The 23,613-nt window shown below is 40.5% G+C and carries 16 protein-coding genes and 1 pseudogene; 16 read left to right on the top strand and 1 reads right to left on the bottom strand.

Going from position 1 to position 23,613, the window contains the following annotated elements; translation table 11 throughout:
• Positions 1–12 precede the first annotated feature (12 nt).
• From IGI38_RS21920 to IGI38_RS21860, 13 genes and pseudogenes are all read left to right on the top strand, one after another.
• Entirely contained in the window at positions 13–291 is a 279-nt protein-coding gene (locus IGI38_RS21920; RefSeq protein WP_438734015.1) for a PTS sugar transporter subunit IIB, read from the top strand.
• Between the two features lie 24 nt (positions 292–315).
• On the top strand, positions 316–1,683 hold the full coding sequence (locus tag IGI38_RS21915; RefSeq protein WP_438734014.1) for a PTS galactitol transporter subunit IIC: 1,368 nt from the start codon (positions 316–318) through the stop codon (positions 1,681–1,683).
• 44 nt (positions 1,684–1,727) lie between these two features.
• Entirely contained in the window at positions 1,728–2,873 is a 1,146-nt protein-coding gene (gene dgoD, locus IGI38_RS21910; RefSeq protein WP_438734013.1) for a galactonate dehydratase, read from the top strand.
• Positions 2,874–2,889: 16 nt separating this feature from the next.
• On the top strand, positions 2,890–3,357 hold the full coding sequence (locus IGI38_RS21905; protein ID WP_438734012.1) for a hypothetical protein: 468 nt from the start codon (positions 2,890–2,892) through the stop codon (positions 3,355–3,357).
• 1,064 nt (positions 3,358–4,421) lie between these two features.
• Positions 4,422–5,524 (top strand): annotated as a pseudogene (locus IGI38_RS21900) (tyrosine-type recombinase/integrase).
• A gap of 514 nt (positions 5,525–6,038) precedes the next feature.
• Positions 6,039–7,847 carry a SpaH/EbpB family LPXTG-anchored major pilin gene (locus IGI38_RS21895; protein ID WP_438734011.1) on the top strand — a complete coding sequence of 603 codons (1,809 nt, stop codon included), beginning with the start codon at positions 6,039–6,041 and terminating at the stop codon, positions 7,845–7,847.
• A 26-nt stretch (positions 7,848–7,873) separates the two neighbouring features.
• Positions 7,874–12,742, top strand: coding sequence for a SpaA isopeptide-forming pilin-related protein (locus tag IGI38_RS21890; RefSeq protein ID WP_438734010.1), 4,869 nt, complete (start codon positions 7,874–7,876; stop codon positions 12,740–12,742).
• Between the two features lies 1 nt (position 12,743).
• Positions 12,744–13,460 (top strand): pilin N-terminal domain-containing protein, encoded by a 717-nt coding sequence (locus tag IGI38_RS21885; protein WP_438734009.1) that lies wholly within the window; start codon positions 12,744–12,746, stop codon positions 13,458–13,460.
• A 110-nt stretch (positions 13,461–13,570) separates the two neighbouring features.
• Positions 13,571–15,334 (top strand): class C sortase, encoded by a 1,764-nt coding sequence (locus IGI38_RS21880; RefSeq protein ID WP_438734008.1) that lies wholly within the window; start codon positions 13,571–13,573, stop codon positions 15,332–15,334.
• A 13-nt stretch (positions 15,335–15,347) separates the two neighbouring features.
• Positions 15,348–17,531, top strand: a complete 2,184-nt coding sequence (locus tag IGI38_RS21875) for a glucosaminidase domain-containing protein (RefSeq protein ID WP_438734007.1) — start codon at positions 15,348–15,350, stop codon at positions 17,529–17,531.
• Positions 17,532–17,646: 115 nt separating this feature from the next.
• Positions 17,647–18,225 (top strand): signal peptidase I, encoded by a 579-nt coding sequence (gene lepB, locus IGI38_RS21870; RefSeq protein ID WP_438734006.1) that lies wholly within the window; start codon positions 17,647–17,649, stop codon positions 18,223–18,225.
• 31 nt (positions 18,226–18,256) lie between these two features.
• Positions 18,257–19,030 carry a hypothetical protein gene (locus IGI38_RS21865; RefSeq protein ID WP_438734005.1) on the top strand — a complete coding sequence of 258 codons (774 nt, stop codon included), beginning with the start codon at positions 18,257–18,259 and terminating at the stop codon, positions 19,028–19,030.
• Entirely contained in the window at positions 19,030–19,557 is a 528-nt protein-coding gene (locus tag IGI38_RS21860) for a hypothetical protein (RefSeq protein WP_438734004.1), read from the top strand. Before IGI38_RS21865 ends, IGI38_RS21860 begins: the two co-directional genes overlap by 1 nt.
• On the opposite strand, the gene IGI38_RS21855 is transcribed toward IGI38_RS21860, so the two are convergent.
• On the bottom strand, positions 19,549–20,496 hold the full coding sequence (locus IGI38_RS21855) for an IS30 family transposase (RefSeq protein WP_438728510.1): 948 nt from the start codon (positions 20,494–20,496) through the stop codon (positions 19,549–19,551). The two genes, IGI38_RS21860 and IGI38_RS21855, sit on opposite strands and share 9 nt — an antisense overlap.
• Positions 20,497–20,683: 187 nt before the next feature.
• On the opposite strand from IGI38_RS21855, the gene IGI38_RS21850 reads away from it, so the two are divergent.
• From IGI38_RS21850 to IGI38_RS21840, 3 genes are read left to right on the top strand one after another with little or no spacing between them, the layout of a single operon-like run.
• Positions 20,684–21,676 carry a hypothetical protein gene (locus tag IGI38_RS21850; protein WP_438734003.1) on the top strand — a complete coding sequence of 331 codons (993 nt, stop codon included), beginning with the start codon at positions 20,684–20,686 and terminating at the stop codon, positions 21,674–21,676.
• Between the two features lie 36 nt (positions 21,677–21,712).
• Positions 21,713–22,453 (top strand): hypothetical protein, encoded by a 741-nt coding sequence (locus tag IGI38_RS21845; RefSeq protein ID WP_438734002.1) that lies wholly within the window; start codon positions 21,713–21,715, stop codon positions 22,451–22,453.
• 22 nt (positions 22,454–22,475) lie between these two features.
• Complete coding sequence (locus IGI38_RS21840) at positions 22,476–23,582, top strand: hypothetical protein (protein ID WP_438734001.1); 1,107 nt, start codon at positions 22,476–22,478, stop codon at positions 23,580–23,582.
• Positions 23,583–23,613 lie beyond the last annotated feature (31 nt).

The following is a 23,613-nucleotide window of genomic DNA, read 5'->3' as shown; positions in this document are numbered from 1 at the left end:
GAGGAATATACAATGAAAAGAATTTTGATAGCATGTGGAAATGGAATTGCGACTTCAACAGTCGTTGCAACAAAGGTAAAAGAATACTTAACCAGTCAAGGGGTTCAAGTTGATACTACTCAAACAAAATTGATGGAAGTCCCAAGTAAAGTGCAAGACTATGATTTGTTAATCACCACGGGTGAGTTTGAAGGACAAACGGGGAACGTTCCAGTGGTTAAGGGCATGCCGATCTTGATTGGCATGGGCGCGGAACAAACGATGGAAGAAATTTTGAACTATGTTAAATAATCTATCTATTGAGGAGGGACAAAAATGAAAGTAATTATGAGTGTCTTTAACTTTCTGATGGCTGCTGGCCCGACGGTTATGCTGCCGGTAATTATTACAGTTATCGGTTTGATCTTTGGGTTAAAAATTACCAGAGCGTTTAAATCGGGTTTGACGCTAGGGATTGGATTTGCAGGGATTAAGCTGATTCTTGATTTCATGACGACCAATGTTGGACCGGCCGCAAAAGCTATGGTTGAACGGACAGGAGTTCAATTGGACGCATTAGATGTTGGTTGGGGATCGATTGCTGCAGTTACGTGGGCTTCACCAATCATTGCTTTGCTGGTCTTTGCCATTTTAATTGTCAATATTATTTTACTAATTCTTAAACGGACCAATACGCTGGATGTGGATATTTGGAATTATCATCACATGGCAATCGTAGGAGTGATGGTCTATTTCGTAACTAAGAACGTTTTGCTGGGTGTCGGTGCTTCCATTGTTATGGCGATTATTACTTTCAAGATTTCCGACTGGTCACAACCGATGGTAGAGGGCTTCTTCGGAATTCCAGGAGTCTCTTTACCAACAGTCTCGGCTTTGTCCTCGCTAGTCATTGCTTGGCCACTAAACTGGTTATTGGATCGTATCCCATTATTTCGTAAATCAACATTTACAATTAAAGATGCGCAAAAATACTTGGGCTTCTTTGGAGATTCAATGATTATGGGATTGGTAATCGGATTAGTAATCGGTGTGTTAGCAGGTTTTGACGTGACGCAGATATTTCAACTAGGAGTAAGTATGTCTGCAGTCCTTGTTTTGATCCCTAAAATGACCTCTTTGTTTATGGAGGGACTGATGCCGATATCTGATGCGGCTCAAAAATGGTCGCAAGCAAAATTCAAAGGACGTCGTCTATTTATTGGATTAGATGCAGCAGTTGTTGTGGGAAATCCAGATGTCATTACTACTGCTTTGATCATTATTCCGCTAACAATCGCAATGGCATTAGTATTGCCAGGAAACCGTGTGCTGCCATTCGCCGATTTAGCCGTTGTTCCTTTCCGGGTAGCAATGGTGGTTGCGTTGACTAGAGGGAACTTACTTAAAAATCTTGTGATCGGATTAGTTGTGACAGCTTCACTATTGTGGTGCGGGACTGCTACAGCTCCAGTTTTGACAGCGATCGCTAAATCAGTTGGAATTGAATTAGGGGCTAACGCGATGCTTATCTCATCATTTGCGGCAACCGCAATGATCCAAAGTTACTTAGTTTTCTTAGCATTTACATTTAAACCGATCATTGGTATTCCAATCTTGCTGCTAGTTTTCGCCGGGGCTTGGTATTACTTTGAAGGCATTAAAAAAATAAATGTAGAGAATATGAAAGAAGCTCAGACAAATTAAAAAGGGTGTCAAGCTAAACCTAAAATAAAAAAAGGAGTACGGTCGTGAAAATATCAAAGATAACAGTTTATAAAGTGAAGCCGCGTTGGGTATTCATTAAGGTAAGTACGGATGATGGTATCGATGGCTGGGGCGAGATGATCTCTGGAACGAAAACGGAAACGGTGGTTGCTGGGGCTTATGAAATTGGCAATCGTTTGATTGGGAGAAACCCTTTTGAAATTGAACGCCTATTTCAAGAAATGCATCGCTCTTTTTTCCGAGGTGGTCCTATCAATGGAACGATCGTTTCTGGTATCGAGATGGCTTTATGGGATATCAAAGGAAAAGCCTTTGGTGTTCCGGTCTATGAATTACTGGGCGGTGCGGCCAGAGATAATATTAAAGTCTATTCTTGGATTGGCGGTGATCGTCCAAATGAAGTGCTGGAACAAGCGCAGGATCGTTTCGATCGTGGGTTCACGGCTATCAAGATGAATGCGACATCGGAACTTCACTATATTGATTCTTATGAAAAAGTTGAGGAAGTGGTCGAACGCGTAGCGTCTATCCATAATCATTTTGGCAGCAAAATGTCGATTGGGGTCGATTTCCATGGACGTGTACACAAACCAATGGCCAAAGTTTTAGCTAAGGCGCTTGAACCGTATCATCCGATGTTTTTAGAAGAAGTGGTGCTGCCGGAAAACGAAGAACATTTCAAAGAAGTCGCTAATTCAGTCGCAGTTCCTTTGGCTACCGGAGAACGTTTATATACACGCTGGCAATTTAAAAATATTTTCAATCAAGGTGCGATCGATGTGATTCAACCGGATGTTGCCTTGTGCGGAGGTATTCTAGAAACGAGAAAAATTGCCGCGATGGCAGAAGCTTATGATGTGGCGGTTGCTCCTCATGCGCCTTATGGGCCAATCGCGTTAGCCGCAACGCTGCAGGTTGATTCATGTACGCCGAATGTGTTTATTCAAGAACAGAGCTTAGGTATTCATTATAATAAAGGCTTTGATTTGCTAGATTTTGTGAAAAATAAAGAGGTTTTCCAATATAAAGATGGCTATGTTGACTTGCCTGATAAACCGGGCTTAGGACTTGAAATGGACGAAGAGAAGATTGAAGAGATTGCACAGGAAGGTCTTGTTTGGACAAATCCTCAATGGAAAAATTATGACGGTACCATAGCTGAGTGGTAAAGGAAAGGTGAGCATGATGGCAGAGGCAGTAATAATAGCGGCTTTCTTATTGTTATTGATCGTTTTACAAGTTAGAGAGCAAAAGAAGATAAAACTAGTTGCTAAAGGCAGTTGGATCAAAAAGACTCTATCTGTGGTTTTATCCATTACTTTGACCACCATTTTTTGGTCAGATAATCTAGCGGATCAAATCAAATTGATCGCCTTTGCCGCGCTGATTTTTATGTTTGGCTTCATGAGAGAAGGCTTCAGTGAGGATCAATTGATCAAACTAGGTGTGTTAGCAGGTGATTTTCATGAGTTTAAAAAAATTCAGATTGAAGCACTATCGAATCAGGCGCAGTTTGTTTCCCTTTATAAAAGTAGAAATAACCGCCTGTCATTGACTTTTGATACTTCAAAGGAAGAATTGATTGCCTATTTTGAAGGGATGAATCTGCAAGATCGTTTAGTTATCGGGGAAGAAATAGATGAAGGAAGGTAGAAGGAAAGAAATGATTTATTTGACCTAAAGACTGACTTACATGTTTTTCATTTTATTTTAGACAATATACTTCGATTTTCGTATGTTTTAGTTGCTTGTAATTCGCCTATTCGAAAACATAATCTAGTTACTAAAAATAGGATAATATTTCAAATCAAAATGTGAATAACTAATCGATGATAAAGTAAAAATAAGAAATGCATTCAATGATTAACCACCAACGTTGATTTAATCAATATCCTCAAAGTGTTATGTTCCTATTTTACTGATTAATGTGTCTGATTAAAAGATATCTTACTTTTGCAAAATTGTTCCATGGGAGCTAATTCATAATCAGTATATCCTGGACGCTACTGATGATTATCAAGTTATATGAAAAATAATATTTTTAATGTTTTTCGAAATGTTGAGTTAATACTAACAACTCATATTTAATATGCAGCATTAATAGAATTTTAGAAGCGTATATTCACTAAGATGAAAAAAATTTAGATTGAATTAATACTCTACTGTTTAGCACGAATAAGTCTATATATATGGATTTATATTTATACATTAATAAAAGCAAATAATACAATTTTTTTTATTTTATTTGAACAGAACGAAAATGGTATACAACTATGCAGTTGTACACCATTTTTTTTATGATTTTGCCTTTAATTTGAATATGTCTTTTTGCATAAATACTTGAAAAACAATTATTTATACAAATATAATGAATGGTTCCGAAATGAATAATAACAGTTCATTTTTATTTTTGAGTGAAGACGAAAGGATGTTGAGTTTAAATGAACGTAGCTTGGTTTTGTAAAAAACTAGAAACAAGGATGATATAACGAAGTCGAATAAGTTATATAAATGTTATATCAAGAGTGAATCATAAGTTAATTATATATTATCGTTAAATAATAGGCAATGCTATTCATCAAAAAAATTACATTTGGTGAGAAGAACGATGCTGGCTCGATTGGATAACGTTTTCATACGGGGGTTTAATCGAAGAAAATAATAAAACTAAAAAAAATACACCGTCGGTAAAGCCGTCAACATAGGAGGATTTTTAAATGCGCAAAGGTGAAAATATATACTATCGGAAGGATGGTAGATGGGAAGGACGATTTCCGAAAGGGAGACAGAAGAATGGACGAATTAAGTATGGGTATGTTTATGGAAAGAGCTATTCCGAAGTAAAACAGAAGTTATATCCTCTCCGAATTCATTATCAGTCAGTGCAACAAATTCAAGGGGTGGCTGCATTTTCATTTGAAGAATGGGCTGGTGAATGGTTGAATGAGGTACAAGATGAAGTTAAACCATCAACATTTTCCAGTTATAACTATAAATTAAGAAGGTATGTTTTACCGTTGCTCAAAGATACTTCCTTAAATGAACTTTCAAAAGAAATAGGAAGAAAACTTTTGATTGAGATGCAAAAAAGATTATCACGTTCTACTGTACAAGTGATTTTTCGAATACTGAATAAATGTCTTAATAGTGCAAAAAAAAGGGGGAAAATAAATGTTAATCCATTCTCCGAGTTGAAAATTCCAAAAGCAAAGCAAAAAAAAGTTCGTGCATTATCGTTATCTGAACAAAAAAAAATAATGAAGATTGCTACTAACGAGAAAAACGGATATGGGCTCCCATCACTATTAGCTCTTTATTCTGGTATGAGAATTGGGGAAATTGCGGCACTGAAATGGTCTGATATCGATTTTAGTGCTAATTTGATTTATGTACACCACACTTATCAAAGGATTCCAACAATAAGTGGCCAAGATAAGACACAATTAATTCTGACGGACTCGAAAACAGAGGCGTCAGTTCGAATAATCCCTATCAGTCAAACATTAAAAAAGATATTGAGGAATCATCGGAAACGGTCAAAAGGTATTTTTGTATTTTCAACACAGGGCCAACCTTGTGAGCTAGATTACTTACTTATCATTTTCATCGAATACGTAGAAAAGCGAACCTTGTGCATGTGCATTTTCATCAATTGCGGCATACATTCGCTACGCGTTGTTTAGAGGCAAATAAGGATATTCCTTCAGTAAGTGCACTATTAGGTCACGCCTCAACACAAATGACCTTAGATACCTACGTTGACGCCATGTTGGAGCAACGCTTCCAGGTTATCAAACAATTGGACCGATTGATTAGTTAAATATGAATGAAATCATTTTCAAAAAGATGTTTACAACTTTTTGGTGGATTTTTTTTTTTTTTTTTGATAAAGCGCTTTAATAGTTTTTTTGCATTTTGAAACAGCGCTTCTTGCTTAATAGCTACTATATTTAAAATGAAAAACAGAAGAGGGTATAGGAGTAAAGAATAATAAGCCGTCATTCATCGTCAAAAAGTGTCATAAGTCTTGATTTACAAAGGACTTATGACACTTTTCTAGTTTTTTACAAGACTAAGAAGAACTTTGTGAGCCATCAAATTAAAGACTAGAAACACAACTATCATGAAGAAGTGTACTACAGCTTTTGAAGGGAGGTATGTTTATCGAAATACAGACATACTAGTTTTTCATTAGTTCCCAATACTAAAGGAGAATTAGTCTACTTTTAGTATTGGAAAATAATAAATGAGAGAAATGGTGACTGGCCTCTTCTCATTTATTCATTTTAGCTAATTTAAGAGTAAAAGACAAAAAATGTGCAAAGGAGTTCATTATGAAAAACAAGAGAAGATGGATAAGTAAAGCGGCAATGACTTTGGGTGTGTTAACAATGGTAGCATCTACTGGAGCAGGGGTGGGCTCGGTAGCTCTTGCAGCACCACCAACACAAAATATTAGTGCAAATGCAGTATCAGACAATACTTCGGATCGCTCAATCACTATTTGGAAATATGAGATTAATAGTACCGCAGAACTAGGTGGACGTGGAGATGGGGAATCGTTAGATCCAGCTGTAGCACCAGATTTGACTGGAAAACAAGTAATGCAGGATGTCAATTTTGAAATTATTCGTGTCATTCCTAACACAGGAGTGGATTTAACTGATCCGTTAGTGCAAAAAGAAACGACACATTACACTATTGATACGACCTTTACTGCACAAACAGGAAAAACGGCAGTCGATGGTAGTTTGAAATTTGATGTTGGAACAGGAAAAACAGCGGATGGTATTTATCTAGTTCGTGAAATCACAGATAGCAGCGGAAAGTACACATACACAAATCCAAGCACAGGAGAAACTGGCATTGAGATTACCAAACCGATGGATCCATTCTTTGTTTGGTTACCTCAAACAAAACGTGATGATACCTCTAAATTAATTTACGACGTACATGTACATCCGAAAAATATTGTAACAGAGACTGATTTGGATAAATCGATTGAAGGCGGTAAAGGCTATTCAATCAAGGCAGGGCAAGATTTTCAATGGGAAGCAACGACAAAATTACCATCTGGATTGTATAGCGAAATTACTAAAGATATGACTATTACCAATATGCATGATAAAGATGGAAATCCATTGCCAGACCAAGTGATTACAGCATCACCTAGTAGTCCATATGATTTATACGCGAATTACTTCACAGTAATCGATGATTTGGATACAAAACTATTGTTAAAAGATATTGAAATACAGGTATCCGACGATGATGGAGCGACTTGGTCAAATTTAACAATTGGTACGCATTATACCGTTGAGTTGAATGGTACCGCAGTAACGTCTCACCCTGTTACAAATATGACAGCTAATGCAGCAAAAGAAGTTGCAGTTGATTTGACACAAGCTGGGATGAAAAAAGTTACAGAAGATGGCGATACACACATTAGAGTAGTGTATAAGACAACTGTAGAAGAAGATACTAATGGTGTAATTTCCAATAAATATGATGTTAACTATTTAATTCCAGGACAAGAACCTATGACAGAAACAAGTGATGAACCTGAATATTTCACTGGTGGATTTGATATCAAAAAGACTGATAAGGCAGGCGCTGATCTATCAGGGGCAGAGTTCCACATTGCGACAAGTGAACAAAATGCTAAAGATAAAGTTTTCTTAGCTAGTGATGGAAAGTCTTATACATTGAATTCAGATGGTTCATCAACACCAGTATTACCTTCAGGAGTAACTTACCTAACGTCTACTTCAAATGCGACAGGGGAAGCGAGATTTGACGGATTAGAACTGGAATGGTTTACGGATTCAAATGGGAATGACAAACAAGATCCAAGTATTACTTCAGAAGCAACATGGGCACATACGGACATTAAGAAAGATTACTGGATAGTGGAAACGAAATCTCCAGCAGGATTTGAATTATTGAAAACAGAGCAAAAAGTAACAGTAACGTTAACTTCACATAATAATTCAACACCAGAAATTACAGTAGTCAATGAACCGAAAACAAATTTACCATTCACTGGTGGTACTGGCACGATGTTGATTATCATCATCGCGATCGGAGCAATCACGATTGGTACCGCAGCAATCGCAATTGATAAAAAACGTCGCACCGCTTAAATAGGGATAGAAAGGAAGGGCAGACAATGCGCAAAGAAATCAAAATCAAGCAATTAGTCGCCATTCTTCTTCCTATCGTGGTCATATTAGGTATTGGATATTCAATATCTAATATGATTTCATTACGGGCGGATGATTCTTCCACTAAATTGACTGTTATCAAAAATGATGAAGACATCACTGGAAAAGAAGTTAGTATTCCAGATACATCGGTGGAATTAAAACTGACTGCAAAGAAAAATCAACTCTATCGTTTACCGAATAATGGTAAACTCAGTATTTCATCTGCTGATAATGATACGAGAAAACTTCCTGTAAGAGAAGTGATGTCTTCAAGCTTTGATTTGAAAAAAGAGCTTGCTGTTTTAAATGGAGAATCAGATAACAAAAATTCTTCTGAAAGTAATAAGGAAGCAGATAAAAAGAAACTGACCAACGAATTAATTCGCGTAAAGAATTTTGAAACTGGAGAAGTAACTGCTTATCTTAAGTTGTTGAAAGACGAATCAAGGAATATTCTTTTTGCTAGGGAAACAGTTTCCGATGACGTTACTGTGAAACTTGAAAATGTTGAAGATGAGAGTAAGCAAAAATTGTTTACCTTTGCTTCAGTCAAGGTTGAAGACACTAAAACTGAATCAGAAAATGAAGATAAAACTAAGGTTACAGAAGAGTCTAAAGAATCTAATGAGTCAGATAAAGAAGAGATAGAACCTTTACGAGGCGATGAAACGGTTGAGGAACTTAAAAAGAGAAATTACTCAAAAACAGAATCCTTTAAACCAATCGAATTCCCAGACGAAGAGAATAAAGCTACAACTGAAACGACAACAACACGAGCGCCACGAGCAGCTACTTCCGTCAATGTAACTGGTGCGAAAGTCAGTGTACGTTCTGGAACTGGGACTTTTGATGGTAGTGATACTCCAGGGTATGATTTAAATGATACTAACGATTGGGTACGAACGTTTGACTCCAACATCTACTTACTTACATTTTCTGTAGAGGGAAGTGACCCAGGAATTGTGTATTCAGATATCAAATATCGTGTAGATATGGATTTGCCAAATGCTCACGGATTTGATTCTTCTGGGAAAGAACGATTCAACTATGAAATTGAAGCCGAAAATAGTGGTGGATTGGTCACTGAATCCGATAATACTAAAACGGGAAATGGTTATGTAGAATCTTCGATCAATGCTAATGGTCAGATTCTACTACCGATTTTTGTCAATGTGAATGGCGCACAACATAATACAGCTTTAAATCCAAAAATAAAAATTACGATCATCAGTGCTAAGAACGAAACTACTGGAACAGTTGAAACATTTAACAAAGTGTATGACGAGAATAATTTATCTAGTTTAACAGTTCCAACAAAGAAGGTTACTGCAAAACCATCAATTACTACTAAATTGGTTAAGGGAAAGCAAAAAAACTTTGATAATACTGTTACAGGTGGGGGCTTCAGTTCAGCCTCAAGGAATGATTGGCAAGTGGCAGGCTTAGGGGTGGGAATCTATTTGAAAACGTTAAGTGGGCGCGGTACAGATGATTTCCGTGGTTCTACTTTTCCTGCTGGTGACATAGAATTTGAGCTAGACACAGTGCAAACTATTTATCGACCAAGTTCCAGTTCCAGTGTACCAGCAGTCACCGTTCCTCCAACAAGCAGTTCGACAAGTACCACTGGCGCGTATCCGGTAAAAATTATTGCTGGAACATGGGGGTCGACAAGTACCACAGCTTCTGATTGGGACTGGCGGACACATAACTCTGCTGGACGTTCACTCAATATTGATCAGTCCACACTTAGTACAAGTATTCCTTATGGAAAAAGTCAACAGATATTGACTACTGAACCTACTTCGGGTGATAAAACCAAAATGGGTGTTTACGATACGGGGGATGTCTCTGTTCCTACAGATACCACAGTCAAGCTTTCGGGGAATGCGACTACAGGTTATCAACCCGTTTGGAATCCTTATACGTATACTATGGGTGGAGAAACAGTTAGCAAAAATGAAAAGCACTTTGCTACTACAACGCTATTAGTCGAATGGAGTAACCTTTATTTTAAGAATAAAACAGACCATGCAAAAACTTATATATCAACAGTAGCTATTGGTGATATAAGTTATGAAGGTGAGACCCATAGCGGAGGATCTGAACAAGTAGAATTATCTGTTACGACTGATCCTGGTACGGTCTCTCAACATGCATTGTTTACGTATCCACATAATGATACTACTGGTGAACAAGGTGTTTCCTTGGGTGGAATAGACAGTGAATGGAATGGGGATGGTAGTGCCAAGGCTGCTAAAGGCTATCAATTCACGGCATCAATACGTTATTCCGATATAGATCCAGTTTCTACTAAAAGTATAATTTCTTATGGGCGTTGGAATGCGAATTCAATTGAATATGATTCTACAAGAACAACACGTATGGGTCCAGGAGGAGATTCATCGTATACCTGGAAGTACGGCGTGAAGAAATCCGGTTTAGTCCCACAGAATGCACCGCTTGCCCAAGCGGCTATCGAGTCACAGTATGATTGGTATACTACGGTAGCCGCTGCAGAAGCTGCAGGTAAAATTTCTGCTGTCAGAATTGAAGGTGGTGTGGGTGCTGGGTCATTTGGATTACAAGTACCAGTTCGTGCAATTGGTCAAATCAATAATTATACAGATGGTGCTACTTTGGGTGCTGGTAATCCTAATATCCTATTGATGAATACATTCACTTCTCATGTGAATAGTAGTTATGATAATGGTGATATAACCGCTGGATATAAATTTGAAAGACCAAATGTAAGAAGAGGTTACTATTATCAGCCGAGTACATTCAATGCTTCTGGGTCTAAAACAGGCGGGCATTTTGCTAGGGATTCAGCAGGAACTAATAGAGGCGAGGCAGGAACAATGGCTTCTTACGGGGATACATTGTGGATTACAGGTGTTGGTATTACGACGACTACAGCTCCAGAAAAACCGACGTATAAAACGGATGAAACAGTTAAGTGGAAAGTCACGGGGAATGTTTCGGGTGGTAACACTGCTCATACAGTCAAGCTGACCACCACACTTCCGAAGGGACTGGAGTATGTCGCGGGTAGCGCTGAAGATGGTTCGGGGAATACTCTTACCCCTGTTAGTGTTGTAGTAAATCTAGATAAAACAACAACTATTATATGGCAGATTGATGATGTTAATCCTGAGACTGGAGATGTTCCAGAGGTTAACTTTGAAACGACTCCAGCTATTAAAGATTTGACCTTTACAGATTCTGCGGTTGCAGAAGCTACTGTGTATACAGTAGGAGAAGTATGGATAAAAGGTGATACAAGTCAAAATGACAAATCGAAAGTAAATGCTCGTGAGTCGACAGGGAAAGTTCAGCTTTATCAAATGCAGAAAATATCCTTGGAAAAAAAAGTTGTCCCTGAATATATTGAGATTGGCGAAGATGATCCAGCTAATACATCATTATCTACTGACATTAAATACACGATTAAACTAACAAATAACAGCTCTGACAAATTGGTCAAAGTAAATGTTCTAGATGCCTTACCATACAATGGTGATTCCAATGGAACATCCTTTGCGGGTTCTTATACAGTAACTAATATGAAAATGTTGCAAGGTAGTGGAACGATCAAGTATACAAACACTGCGATACCAAGTATAGAAAATAGAGATCCTAATACCATTAGTGGTTGGGGAACCTATGTACCTGGTAGTTCCTCCGTTGATTCAATTAAAAATGCTACTGCTTTTTTAGTATCACTTGATGAGATGGATGTAGGTGAAGAGCTTGAGTTTGAGATCACGATTTCACCAACTGGGCAAAAGCCCGGAGATCTTTATCGAAATAAAGCATCATTTAACAGTTCGATTGATTTACCAGTAACTAGTAATATTGTCGAGACGACAGTATTCAGTCGAGATCTTTCGGGATATGTCTGGTATGACGATGACTATGATGGCCTAATTGGTAATAAAGCTGATGGATCATCCGAAGATCCTGTTGGCAATATTCCGGTGAAATTGTATCGGACAAGCCAAGAAAATAGTAGCTATGTAGAAGAGCTTGTTGAGCATGATTTGTTAGGTAACGCGTTTATTGACGGATCGGGTGATTCGCTTGTAGTGACTGATTCGAACGGGAAGTATAAATTTGAAAATCTTCCAGAAGGAGAATACATTGCTGAATTTCAGGTGGGAGACTTGGTGGTTCGAAAAGTCGTTATCGTGACCAAGCAATTAGTCGGAAGTGACCCGACGAAGAATTCAAAAGCGGATCCTAGTGATTACAAAACACCGGAATACAATCAACCAGAATTGAAGGATTTACCTGCACTTTTGGCATCAGAGACCGATAAGATAAATCATATCACGGATGTCAACGCTGGGTTGACTCGTCTATCGAAGATTCGACTCTTCAAATATGAGGAAAGTACTGTTATTGATGATAATAACGATGGCATATTGAGTGAAGCGGAGATTGAAAATTCGGGCAAACCTTTAAAAGATGCCGAATTTGATATCTTCAAAGGAAACAGTACAGATCCAGCCGATAAAATTGGTTCTGCCAAAACGGATGCAACCGGATGGTTGGAATTTGATGGTCTTCCGCCAGGTGATTACACAATCGTTGAAACCAAAGCACCAGATGGTTTTGAACTGTTGAAAGACCCCATAAAAGTCACTGTGCCGACCTACAATTATATTGCTAAAGTACATGTCTCAAATTCCACTCAAACCTTATTACCGTTTGCCGGTGGAACGAAAGCGATGCGGATTATTTTGATCATATCCGCCTGTCTATTAGTGATTGGGATGGCTGGCGTCTTCCTACATTTTCGACCAATCAAAGTAAGGGGAGGAAAATAAAATGAAAAGAGTACGTCGTTTGTTGTTCTGTTTGTTTGCTTTCTCCCTGTGCTTTGGCGGGATGGTGTCTGCTCATGCTGAAGCAGAGACCGCCGAAACAACGGGAAGTACTGGGTACAGTATCTTTATCCAAAAATACAAGATCGAAGACTTTGCCAAGATCGCTGATACGATGCCCTTAGATGGGACGAAGGCCGATCAGGTCAAGGATGCGGATGGGAAGAATCTCGATCCTTTGGCTGGAATGTCCTATGAGATCACGCGTGTGACGCCGATTCAAGGGGCTTCGGGGTTTGAACCTGTGCAAGGGGATGGGGCGTTTCAAACAATCGTGACGACTGATGAAAAAGGGCTTGCTCAGGCAAGCAACCTTGTTCAAGGGATGTACCAGATCGTTGAGAAGGACCATACGCAGCTGAAAGATGTGATGGAACCTGTTGTTGTCGAGCTGCCCTTCCCCCAACAAACTGGTGAACCCTTGAATGAAGTCTATATCTATCCGAAATCCAGTGTCGTAGGGGATACCCCTAAGTTACCTGTGACCAAAGGACCGGATGGTACACCAATCGAGGTCGATGAGAAAGGCGAGATCCAGAAGCTGCCGCAAACCAGTGGAAATATTGGAACGGCGCAAGTCTTGATGTGGATCTTAGCGATGATTTTCGCCATGGGCGGTGTCGGGATGTTTAGTATCCATCGTAAGAAGGATGTTTTTTAAGAATTGATTTGATGCATCATTACTGAAGAAAGAATCTGGGATGCGCATAGTTTCGTATCTTTGATTCTTTCTTTCAAATTGTCAAACCCTATTGGAAAGAAGGACCTGTCATGAAGAAGCTGAAAAAGAATACGAAACCAAAAAGAAAGCATTCTTTTTTGAAAATCTTTGCGATCCTGATGATTGTGGGCGGTGTGTTGACCCTTCTTTACCCTATCGTAGGGAACTACTTAGCCAATCGTGAGCGCAGTCAAGCCGTTTCTGAATACGACGACACGATGAAAAAAATGTCGCAAAAAGAAAAAGACGAACAATGGGCATTAGCCAAAGCTTACAACGAGTATATTTACAACAAGCAAGAAGGATTACCCAAAGGTGATCCGGTTGTTTACAACAAGATCATGAAACAAGGGGATGTCATGGGGACCGTTGATATTCCGTCAATTGATATCAAACAAATGCCTTTTTTTCACGGCACGTCCTTTAAAACATTGGAAAAGGGCCTCGGTCACTTTGAACCGACCTCGATCCCTGTTGGTGGGAAAAATACCCATTCGGTGATTACAGGACACAGCGGAGTCAAGAACCAAGTACTTTTTACCGATATTCGAAACTTAAAAGAAGGCGATTTGTTTTTTATCAATATTTTAGGCAAACGCTTGGCCTACGAGATCGATTCCTTTGAAGAGATTTTGCCAAGCGATGTTGAAAAGGTCAAGATTCATAAAGGAAAAGACAAGGTTACGTTATTAACATGTACACCGCCGGGGATCAATACCTTCCGGCTGCTGGTGACAGGACACCGTGTTGATTATAAGACGGCGGTTAAAAAGAAAGTTAAGAAACGCAATACTTGGAGTTATCAAAATATCGTTTTAGCAACCTTAGGGCTGAATGTCGCAATCTTTGCCTTACTTATGGGCTTGTATCGCCGCTTCATCAAACGTTTCCGCTCCGATGATCCAGTCGTTGCGGCGAAAGCCCGAAAGAATTTGAAACGCTTGTTCTTCATTACGAAAACACTCTTCATTCTCTTGTTCGTGACGATGACGGCCGTTCTGATCACAGCGATCTACGGCTATCTCCATATGGAACAAGAACCCGCGTCTGCGGCCGTCAATATTGGGCAAAAGGAAGAATTGAATGCGTATAACATCGACAAGATCGATGAGGCGAATTATGAGGAGAAACAGATCGCCAGTGTCAAAATCTCGGATTACGCCAAGGCCAAATCTGTCGTTCAAACGACCACTAACAATTGGGGGATAGGGAAGATCGTGATTCCCGATGTGTCGATTGATCTGCCGATCTTGGCAGGAATGGCGAATGAAAATCTATTGACCGGAGCGGCAACTTATCGCTCCGATCAACAATTAGGTCGCGGCAATTACGTTGTCTTGGCCCACAATATCTTTGATAAGGATGTGCTTTTGCATCGTATCCAAGATTTAGAAAAGGGACAGCTGATTTATGCGACCGATTTTAAACAAGTCTATGTCTACGAGGTTTCTTTGAACAAGATCATTGAAGAGACCGAGGTTTCTTATGTCGAAAAAGAACCGAAGAATGGGATCGCTAAACTTACCCTCCTTCGTTGTGAAGGAGACATCGGAACGATTTATCGACGTCTTGTTCAAGGAAATCTCAAAAGTGTTCAACCCTTGCACGACGCGGAGGACGATCTGTTCAAGCAATTGAAATTGAAACGAGAAGATGGCAAGATCGACGGCACCATTGTGAAGGACGATCCGGTATCCGAACCCGAACGGGTGAGTATGACCCTGGCTGCGAAGATCATTTCTGATCCGATGCAGACGGTAGTGCCTTTATTCTTACTCTTCTTATTACCAATTTTATTTTTTAGTTTGATTTAGAAAGGAAAAATGCATGAAAAAGATAGTGATAGGTGTTTGTGGGATTCTCGTGTTTATTGGCGGCCTCGCCGGGATACGCAGCGGTGTGTTGAAAGCCGGAGAACTGGTCGAAGATTCTTCTTTAATAGTAGAAACAGGCACAAGTGACGTTTCTGTCCCAGAGAGTGTTGAGGCATCAGCGCCCGAAGTGATTTCACCAGAAGCTCCAATTGAAGTACAACCACAACCAGAAGTACCTGTGGAAGAAGCGGCAGAAACGTCTGTACCCGCTGTTAGTTCAGAGGCCGTACCAGAAGCTTCTTCGGAACCCGCTCCGGTTGAAAGCAGTACGGTAGATTCTTCAACCAGTACAGACTCGACTGCATCTTCATCGAGTTCAAGTACATCGAGTAGTTCATCGAACAGCGCAACATCAAGCACGACGAAGCCAAGCAGTTCAACAAAACCAAGTAGCAGTACCAAACCAAGCAATAGTACAAAGCCAAATCAAACAAAACCGAGTTCAACGACGCCTAGTAGTTCGGCACCAACGCAGTCGTCTACGAGTCAAGGGAACGAAGAACCACCACCAGTGCAACCCGCACCGACGCCTGTAGTACCAAGTACACCAGCTGCGGTGGCGCCAGTAACACCTGCGACACCAAGTGTTCAAGCCAATTCATCTGTCGCACCAACCGCACCGGAGGCTTTTTCAGAAACGAGTACGTTGAATCTGCCTAGCGAGTTGAAAACAACGGAAGTTGCACAATCAGATTTGAAAGGCTTTGAATTACCGCTGTTAAGCAGTTTTGAAAATAAAGCGCATGCGGCAATGATCTATGAAGGGATCAAACAATTAGGCACAGAACAAGAGGAAGAGTATAGTGCGGAGCAACTTGCCCAAGAGATGTATCAGAACTTATTTGATTCAGAAATAACTGATGAACCAGAAAAAATGCCGGAAGAAATCACCGTGGGTAGTTTGGTGTATCAGAAGAAAAAGGATAAGAATGTCTTACTAGGAATCTACATTGGAGATGACTACTACTTAACTGTGGATGATGTGGAAGTTGAAAAGGATACAGAAGAAAGTACCTCAACAGAAACTTCCAGTGAGGAAGCAGAAGAAACGACAGAACAAGAAACGCAACGCCAAGTCGTTGTGGAATCACTTGATTTAGAAGAAGACCTTTTGGTTCAAGAATTACCAGAGGTCACTTTGACCGAACACGGGGAACAGACGTTGGCGGAATATCCAGCTTCTATGAACTTCACTGAAAATGAAGGCGCGAAAACCTTCATCGAAAAAATCGCTGAAGACGCTCAGAAATTGGGTCAAGAATATGATGTGTTTGCCTCTGTCATGATCGCCCAAGCGTTATTGGAAAGTGGATCAGGCACGAGCACGTTATCACTAGAACCAAACCATAACTTGTTCGGCATCAAAGGAACGTATCAAGGGCAATCTGTTTCAATGGCAACCCAAGAGGATCGTGGAAATGGCGACTTGTATTCTATCAATTCGGCATTTCGTAAGTATCCAAATTACGCGGCTTCATTAGGTGATTATGTGGAACTCCTGCGTGGCGGAATTTCCGGCAATGATAGCTTTTACAAAAATACTTGGCGATCAGAAGCGAAGAACTATTTACGCACGACCAATGCCTTAACCGGGACCTATGCGACGGATACTACCTATGGACAGAAACTGAACTCAATTATCGCCTTGTATCACTTAACCCAATACGATCAAGTCAAAACAACTGGCAGTGATTCAGGTGTCTTTATCAAAGGCAAAGAAGAAATTCCCGAAGAATACAGCAGTCGTATGAAATACCCCGATTACAATGGCGTGGATTACAACACTTCCGGCTCGTATCCAGTAGGCCAATGCACGTGGTATGCCTTTAACCGGGTGAGTCAATTAGGTAAAACCGTCGATGACTATATGGGAAATGGCGGTCAGTGGGCAACAAAAGGCAAAGCGCTAGGCTATGAAGTCAGTCAAAAACCAAAAGCCGGCTGGTTGATTTCCTTCAAACCAGGAGTTGCCGGATCAGATGAACGGTATGGACATGTAGCCTTTGTCGAAGTCGTCGGACCCAATGGCATTCTGATTTCAGAAGGGAATGTCTTTGGCGGCACGGTGATTTCGTATCGCGTAATCGACAATGCCTTAGCTACGTCAGATCAGGTTTCATACATTAAAGCTAAGTAGAAAAGATGGAAATAGGAGCTTTCACAGTTCGGATTTCAAGATAATAAATGATGTGTTTTAAATTAATACAGCACCAAGAAATGTTCATTACTAGGAAAAAGGAGCACCGTAACTTATGGCAACTGTTCAATCACGTCAAACGAAAAAAGAGGAAAGTCCACCGAAGCGTTCCATTGGGAAAAGTCTCGTACTGACTATTTTGACACTTCTGCTCTTAGGGGTGATGTTTGTTTCAGGGCAATTGGTTCGAAGAGAGTACAGCTTTCATCCAATATCTGGGACATCAATGAGTCCGGCTCTGACGGAAAAGGACATGGTTTTAGTCAAGAAGCGCCACAAGATTTTGCGCTATGACGTGATCGCTTTTTCCGTTAAAGGAGAAGAGGGGAAATTCGTGAAGCGGGTGATTGGTATGCCAGGAGATACGATGTTTATCCGTAATGATCGCATGGTTCTAAACATCGGCGAACATGGAGATTTTGAGACGACTTACACGTTTCAACTCTCCTCGGCAGTTGCCGAAGAGTTTCAAGAATTAACGAAGATTCCAAAAGGCATGTACTTTACAACTGGCGACCATATTGATGTGTCGAAGGACAGCCGGACCTTTGGCTTTGCCAAGAAGGCAAACATTGAAGGAACTGTTCAATTCCATCTTCCATCATTGATTAGAAAGCAGGCGGATAGCGAATGAATAATGATTTCCTGCTAGAGGAGAAAACTTGATGGTCATACTAGGAATAATTAGTGCCGGGTTCGTTGTTTTAGCCCTTGGTTTAACGATTGTCCGAATTCTCTTTGAGAGGCGATTTACGGAAATTCAAAAAGAACCCGATCAAACGCCAATGTTTCGACGAAAGGTCAATCATCTAAGAAGGATCGAGCAAGCCCGACATATCCGGTATCTGCTGGTTACTTGTCTGATAGTGAGTTTAGCATTGATATTTTTTATCAGTTCTTTTCTGATTTTGGCGAATGACTATCAGGGAATACAGTCGCAAAACACGGAAATGAAGGAACGAATCTCCCAATTAGAGAAGAAACAAACAGCACTTATCGCAAGCATTCCCTTGAAGAATTATCCAAAAGAGGGCATTGGACTTAACGAACTTGAATGGACAAAGTTAGCCGGAGAAGCGAAGGATTCTGATTTACAAAAACAACTCGAAGCAACAATTTCTCAGACGACGCTTCCTTATTTTGGTTCTTCGGACACGACGGTTTCATTGGCTGTACCTAAAACACTTTCGCTTCAGTTGAGCGGTCAAGTGGATGACGATGCCAGTAAGGCAACGATTCAAAAAAACATTGATGCCTTTGCGAAGGAAGCAGAGACAATCTCTGAATTGACCGACATCCATGTTCGAATGATCACCGTTGTAGGGAAAGAAAAGAGCAGTGTTTATAGCGTGAATTATTCTCGCGAAAACGGTGAGGGTGAATTTACTAAGAAGAATGTTTCCGAACAGAAACTAAAGAATGATGGTGGGAAGGGCTAATGGCAGAAAACAAGAAAAAGAGAAAATGGCTATCAACGCAGGCCTTGAAGGAATTCATCAATGATATCACCGAAGAAGAATTGAATGCGGAGGAGCTGTACAACGAAACCATTCGTATCCCTGATCCTTTGGAAATGGGGGAAGAGATAGAGGATTCCGAAGTTGAACTTGAAGCATTGGTGCAGGAACAAGAGAGCTTCACTGAAATGGCTTCAAGTGGCCAAGAGTTAGAGACGCAGACAGAAGATGTTTCTTCTGATCAACCAGTTGAGTTGAAACAAGTTTACGACGAATTGGTCTCGTTAAAAAAGGAAGCGGAAGCTAGGATTCATGAACTAGAACTGGAAAATGATGAATTGAAAGAGAAATTGGATTTTGAACGAATCCGAGTGAATGATGAGTTAATCGAGCAAGACAAGGAATGGGAAGCGAAGGTTGCCGCGATTGTCGAAGAAAAGAAAGAAAAAGAAGCAGCGATCGCACGACTCCAACAAGAGTTAAAAGAAAAAGCTGAATTGTCAAATTAATTGCAACATTTCTTCTTGAAAGACTTCCCAACAATTTTTCCAGTTCAATGTTTTTTTAGGACGCATATTTATCTTGCGTAATGCTTCCTGTTTCTCCGTAGGGGTTACCTTTGAAAAATCAGTTCCCTTAGGGAAGAATTCTCTAAATAAACCATTCCCATTTTCGTTAGATCCGCGTTGCCATGGGGAGTATGGATCACAAAAATACATAGGTACGTCTAAATCTTTCTCAATTTCTTTCCAGCAAGAAAACTCTTTCCCACGGTCGACCGTAAAGCTTAAAAATGCCTTGTGACTCCCTAGGTCTTGCACAAAAGCTTTAATCGCTTGTGCCATTGACTTCGCGGTACGATCCCTCATTGAGATCGCCCAATAAAAGCGTGTTTTCCGTTCAATAAACGTTGCTTCGCAGGCTTTGCTTTCCCCTCTGCTAGAAACAACTGTGTCCAACTCCCAATGTCCAAATTCTTCTCGAGTTGACACAGAAGCTGGGCGTTCATCAATGGTATGCCCTACAGTCATTTTGCCTCGTGCCTCTTCTTGTTTTTCTTGTCTTCTGCCTTTATGTCTCAGACACTGTTTAGACACATTAAGAATACCGGCATAGAGCCAATTGTAAATGGTTTTGAATGAAACTATTTGACGATCATTCGCAATTTGTTCAGGGGACCAGCTGTCTTCAAGATCACATTCAATCTGATAAGCGAATTCAGAAGTCCATTTGGACTTCGCACCACAGGCACTGCGCTTCATTTCCGCATCTAATTGCGCATTGTCGGCATTATAGATCAAATCTTCGGGTACTCGTTTCAACTCACGATCAATCGTTGTTCGGCTAACACCAATTCTGTCCGCTATTTCTTGAATACTCTTGGCATCATAAATCATCGTCTCTATACATTTTCGATTATCTCGTGTAAGCTTTTTGTGTGAACCCATCAAAATCACTCCTAGTAGTTTGTTATCCTAAACTCATTTTACTAGAAATTTTTGATGGGTTCTTTGTTGCGATTAATATTACAATTCAGCAAAACAAAAAGAACTCACAGAGACAGTCGATCGAATCAAAAAAGAAACTTCGGAAAAGGAAGCCCATTCCGTTGATTTAAAAGAACTCACCCGACAGTTGAAGGACTATCAAAAGAACTATCAAGCCGCACAGGCTGAAAACGAAGCCGCCGAAAAAAAGCTGACACAGCTCACCACCGAACGTGATGAAGAGAAAGGTCGGTTTGATCAGCTAAAAAAGCAATACAGCGAATTGGAACAAGATTACCAGCAGCTACATACCCTCCATCAAAAAAATGAGGCAAAACGAGTAGAGCTTCAAGCTGAGAACGATGTGCTGGATGAATTGCTTGAAGAGAAAGAACAAGAAATCAACGCAGAATTGGCGCAACTCAAGGAAGATAACGCGAAGTACAAACAGACGATTCAACAATTAAAAGAGCAGGTTGCTCAAAAGCTTAAACACGCATTGGAGGAATCACACATGGCTATTGATGAACAAGGGCAAGTGCCAGAAGAACAGGAACAAGAACAAACAAGTGAAGAGATGGCGCAGTTTGAAGCTGAGAAAGAAGCCCTCAACAGTGCCTTGTTCGATGCGCATGAAGAAATCGCGAAGCTGGAAGAGAAAACGAATAATCTAGAACAACTAGAGGCTGAAAAGGAACGTTTGGCTAGTCGATTGGCGGATGCGCAAATCGAGTTAAGTCGGCTGAAGGAACAAAAGGCTAACGAAGAAAGCCTCGAACTGATCCAAGCGAAGAAACAAGTCGATGAATTGATCGAGAAAAATGACTGCTTGAAAAAAGAAGTCGTTCAGTCGCAACAGGAGATCGGCGAAGTCTTGATCTCGGCGAAGAAGCAAGCGAATCGAACGGTTGAAGAGGCACAAACCGAAGCGAAACAGATGATCAGTTCCGCGGAATTGGAATTAGAAAATATCAGTAACCGAGCGAGAAAAATCTTGATCGAAGTCTCTGAGTCACGAAAGAATGTGTTATCAATTTATGACGATTTGGAGTTTAAGGTCGAGGCTCTCTCAAACGGAACACTGTTAAAAGAGATAAAGAAGCAAAAGCAGGATCAGAAACGATCTGATTATTTTGAGTAAACAAGACACTACATCAGGAAAAGAGGATAACGTACTTTGATCATAAATTGGATTAGCGTCGCGCTGGTCATTTTGATACTTATTGTTTGGTTTCGGCGAATGATCATTAAGGTGCAATTACAGCGGCTCAACGTACCACCGAATACACCGTTGTCGTTTCAACGAAAGCTGGAGTACGTCAAACAAGCAGAACAAGAGAAACATGTCTCTGCCTTATTATTCTTGACAGTCTTCTTGGCGTTGGGCTTACTGTTGACCACCTATGGATTGTTTCAAATGGAGGATCAGCTGCATGTGGTCACGGAACGAACGAATCAGTTAAAAGACGAGCTGTACACGCTGAAAAAAGAACAGAAACAAATTATTAATAAGCTGCCCATCAAAGCCTATCCTAAAAAGGGCATCGGTTTGAAGGACTATCCGTGGGATGAACTATTTTCAGATGAAAACCGAGAGAAACAATACGAGATCGAAAGTGATCTATCCACGAAGGTCAGCCCTTACTTTGGGTTATCGACGACATTGATCGTGTTGGATATTCCGACGCAGACCTTGAATATCGCATTAGCAGGGGATTCCGGCAGTGAGGACAATCGCCAACAGATCAAGGAGAATGTTAAAGCCTTTGCGAAAGAGGCGAAGGATATCTCGAAATTAACGCAGATCACGTTCCAAATGAATCTAATGAACGATAAAGAGAAGAAAAAGACGTATAGTTGTACATTTTATCGGGAGAAAGCTGACGAAGAATTTTCATTGATCCAAGAGGAAGAGTAAAGAAAGAGGAGAGGGAGTTACTATGAACGCACAACAAAAGAAAAATGGCTGGTTTTTCAATAAGAACATTATTGATGAGATCAATTCGGTTCCTGAGGAAGAAATCATGATTGATGAACGAACTACGCAACAATCAGAGCCAGCTGTAAGAAAACAGCCGACGGAAGAGACCGCGGAGCTGAAACGCTTGAACGCTGAAAAAGACGATCTTTTGGAAAAACTAACAAGAGAAAGTGCCGCCGAGAAACAGCGAATCATGAAAGAAAACGAAAAATACAAACAAGCGCTACTGCGAACAGGGGAAGAAAAAGCGGAGAATCGCCGCCAGCTCCAAGAGTTAGAAGCAGAGAATCGGCGCAACCGTCAAGAAATCCAGCATCTGAAGGACAATAAAGAGACCGGTTACCTAAAAGAGCAGCTGGATCAGGCCGAAGAAGAAGTTACGACCTTAAAAGCGTCCTTAGAGAATTATCAAACACTGGAAACAGAATTGCAGGAGGCGCAGCAGCAAATCCATGAATTCACCATGAGTCAAAAAGATGAGGCCTTTCAGCATCATGAAACCCTCCAAAAATTCGAACGACAAATGGAAAGCGTTATGAATGAGCTACATGAAAAAGAAGACCTAGTGGCCCAATTGGATCAATTGATCGTGGACAAGGATCAGCTGATTCTGGAGAAAGAGGACCTTGTTCAACAAGTGATCGAAGAACAGAAGCATCAAGATTCCGCGCTTGAGAGTGAGCTTGTCGCCGAGCTGCAGCATCAGATCAATGCCCTGCAAAACGAAAATGAGCAGTTGAAGCAAGAAGCGGTTCATTCTCAACATGAAATCGGTGAAGTCTTGATCTCTGCTCGCCGTCAAGCAAACCGAATGGTGGAAAAAGCGAAATTGGATGCGCAGCGGATCGTAAAAGATTCTGAAGCAGAATTACAGCTGATTCATGATCGGGCGAAGGAAATCTCTTGTGAAGTGGACGAATCTCGTCAAACAATCATGAGTATCTATGAAGAACTGAAAAGCCGTGTAGATCAATTGGCACAAAGTGATGTCCCAGAATTAGAGGAAGTTAAAGGCCGCTATGAATATCCAAAGGTCTCTGTGATCTCACGAAAAGAGTATAAGTAAGAGTGTATGATGAAGCGTTACTATCGTTTGG

It is taken from the genome of Enterococcus sp. AZ128, assembly GCF_051714485.1.
Taxonomy (GTDB): Bacteria; Bacillota; Bacilli; order Lactobacillales; family Enterococcaceae; genus Enterococcus_A.
The sequence above is the reverse complement of the archived record's forward strand: the minus strand, read 5'-3'. Positions and strand labels throughout refer to the sequence as shown.

What these genes read in the sequence shown, in the direction of transcription:
- IGI38_RS21920 (WP_438734015.1), top strand. Translation starts at nt 13, where the DNA reads ATGAAAAGAATTTTGATAGCATGTGGAAATGGAATTGCGACTTCAACA.
- IGI38_RS21915 (WP_438734014.1), top strand. Translation starts at nt 316, where the DNA reads ATGAAAGTAATTATGAGTGTCTTTAACTTTCTGATGGCTGCTGGCCCG.
- IGI38_RS21905 (WP_438734012.1), top strand. Translation starts at nt 2,890, where the DNA reads ATGGCAGAGGCAGTAATAATAGCGGCTTTCTTATTGTTATTGATCGTT.
- IGI38_RS21895 (WP_438734011.1), top strand. Translation starts at nt 6,039, where the DNA reads ATGAAAAACAAGAGAAGATGGATAAGTAAAGCGGCAATGACTTTGGGT.
- IGI38_RS21890 (WP_438734010.1), top strand. Translation starts at nt 7,874, where the DNA reads ATGCGCAAAGAAATCAAAATCAAGCAATTAGTCGCCATTCTTCTTCCT.
- IGI38_RS21885 (WP_438734009.1), top strand. Translation starts at nt 12,744, where the DNA reads ATGAAAAGAGTACGTCGTTTGTTGTTCTGTTTGTTTGCTTTCTCCCTG.
- IGI38_RS21880 (WP_438734008.1), top strand. Translation starts at nt 13,571, where the DNA reads ATGAAGAAGCTGAAAAAGAATACGAAACCAAAAAGAAAGCATTCTTTT.
- IGI38_RS21875 (WP_438734007.1), top strand. Translation starts at nt 15,348, where the DNA reads ATGAAAAAGATAGTGATAGGTGTTTGTGGGATTCTCGTGTTTATTGGC.
- lepB (WP_438734006.1), top strand. Translation starts at nt 17,647, where the DNA reads ATGGCAACTGTTCAATCACGTCAAACGAAAAAAGAGGAAAGTCCACCG.
- IGI38_RS21865 (WP_438734005.1), top strand. Translation starts at nt 18,257, where the DNA reads ATGGTCATACTAGGAATAATTAGTGCCGGGTTCGTTGTTTTAGCCCTT.
- IGI38_RS21860 (WP_438734004.1), top strand. Translation starts at nt 19,030, where the DNA reads ATGGCAGAAAACAAGAAAAAGAGAAAATGGCTATCAACGCAGGCCTTG.
- IGI38_RS21855 (WP_438728510.1), bottom strand. Translation starts at nt 20,496, where the DNA reads ATGGGTTCACACAAAAAGCTTACACGAGATAATCGAAAATGTATAGAG.
- IGI38_RS21840 (WP_438734001.1), top strand. Translation starts at nt 22,476, where the DNA reads ATGAACGCACAACAAAAGAAAAATGGCTGGTTTTTCAATAAGAACATT.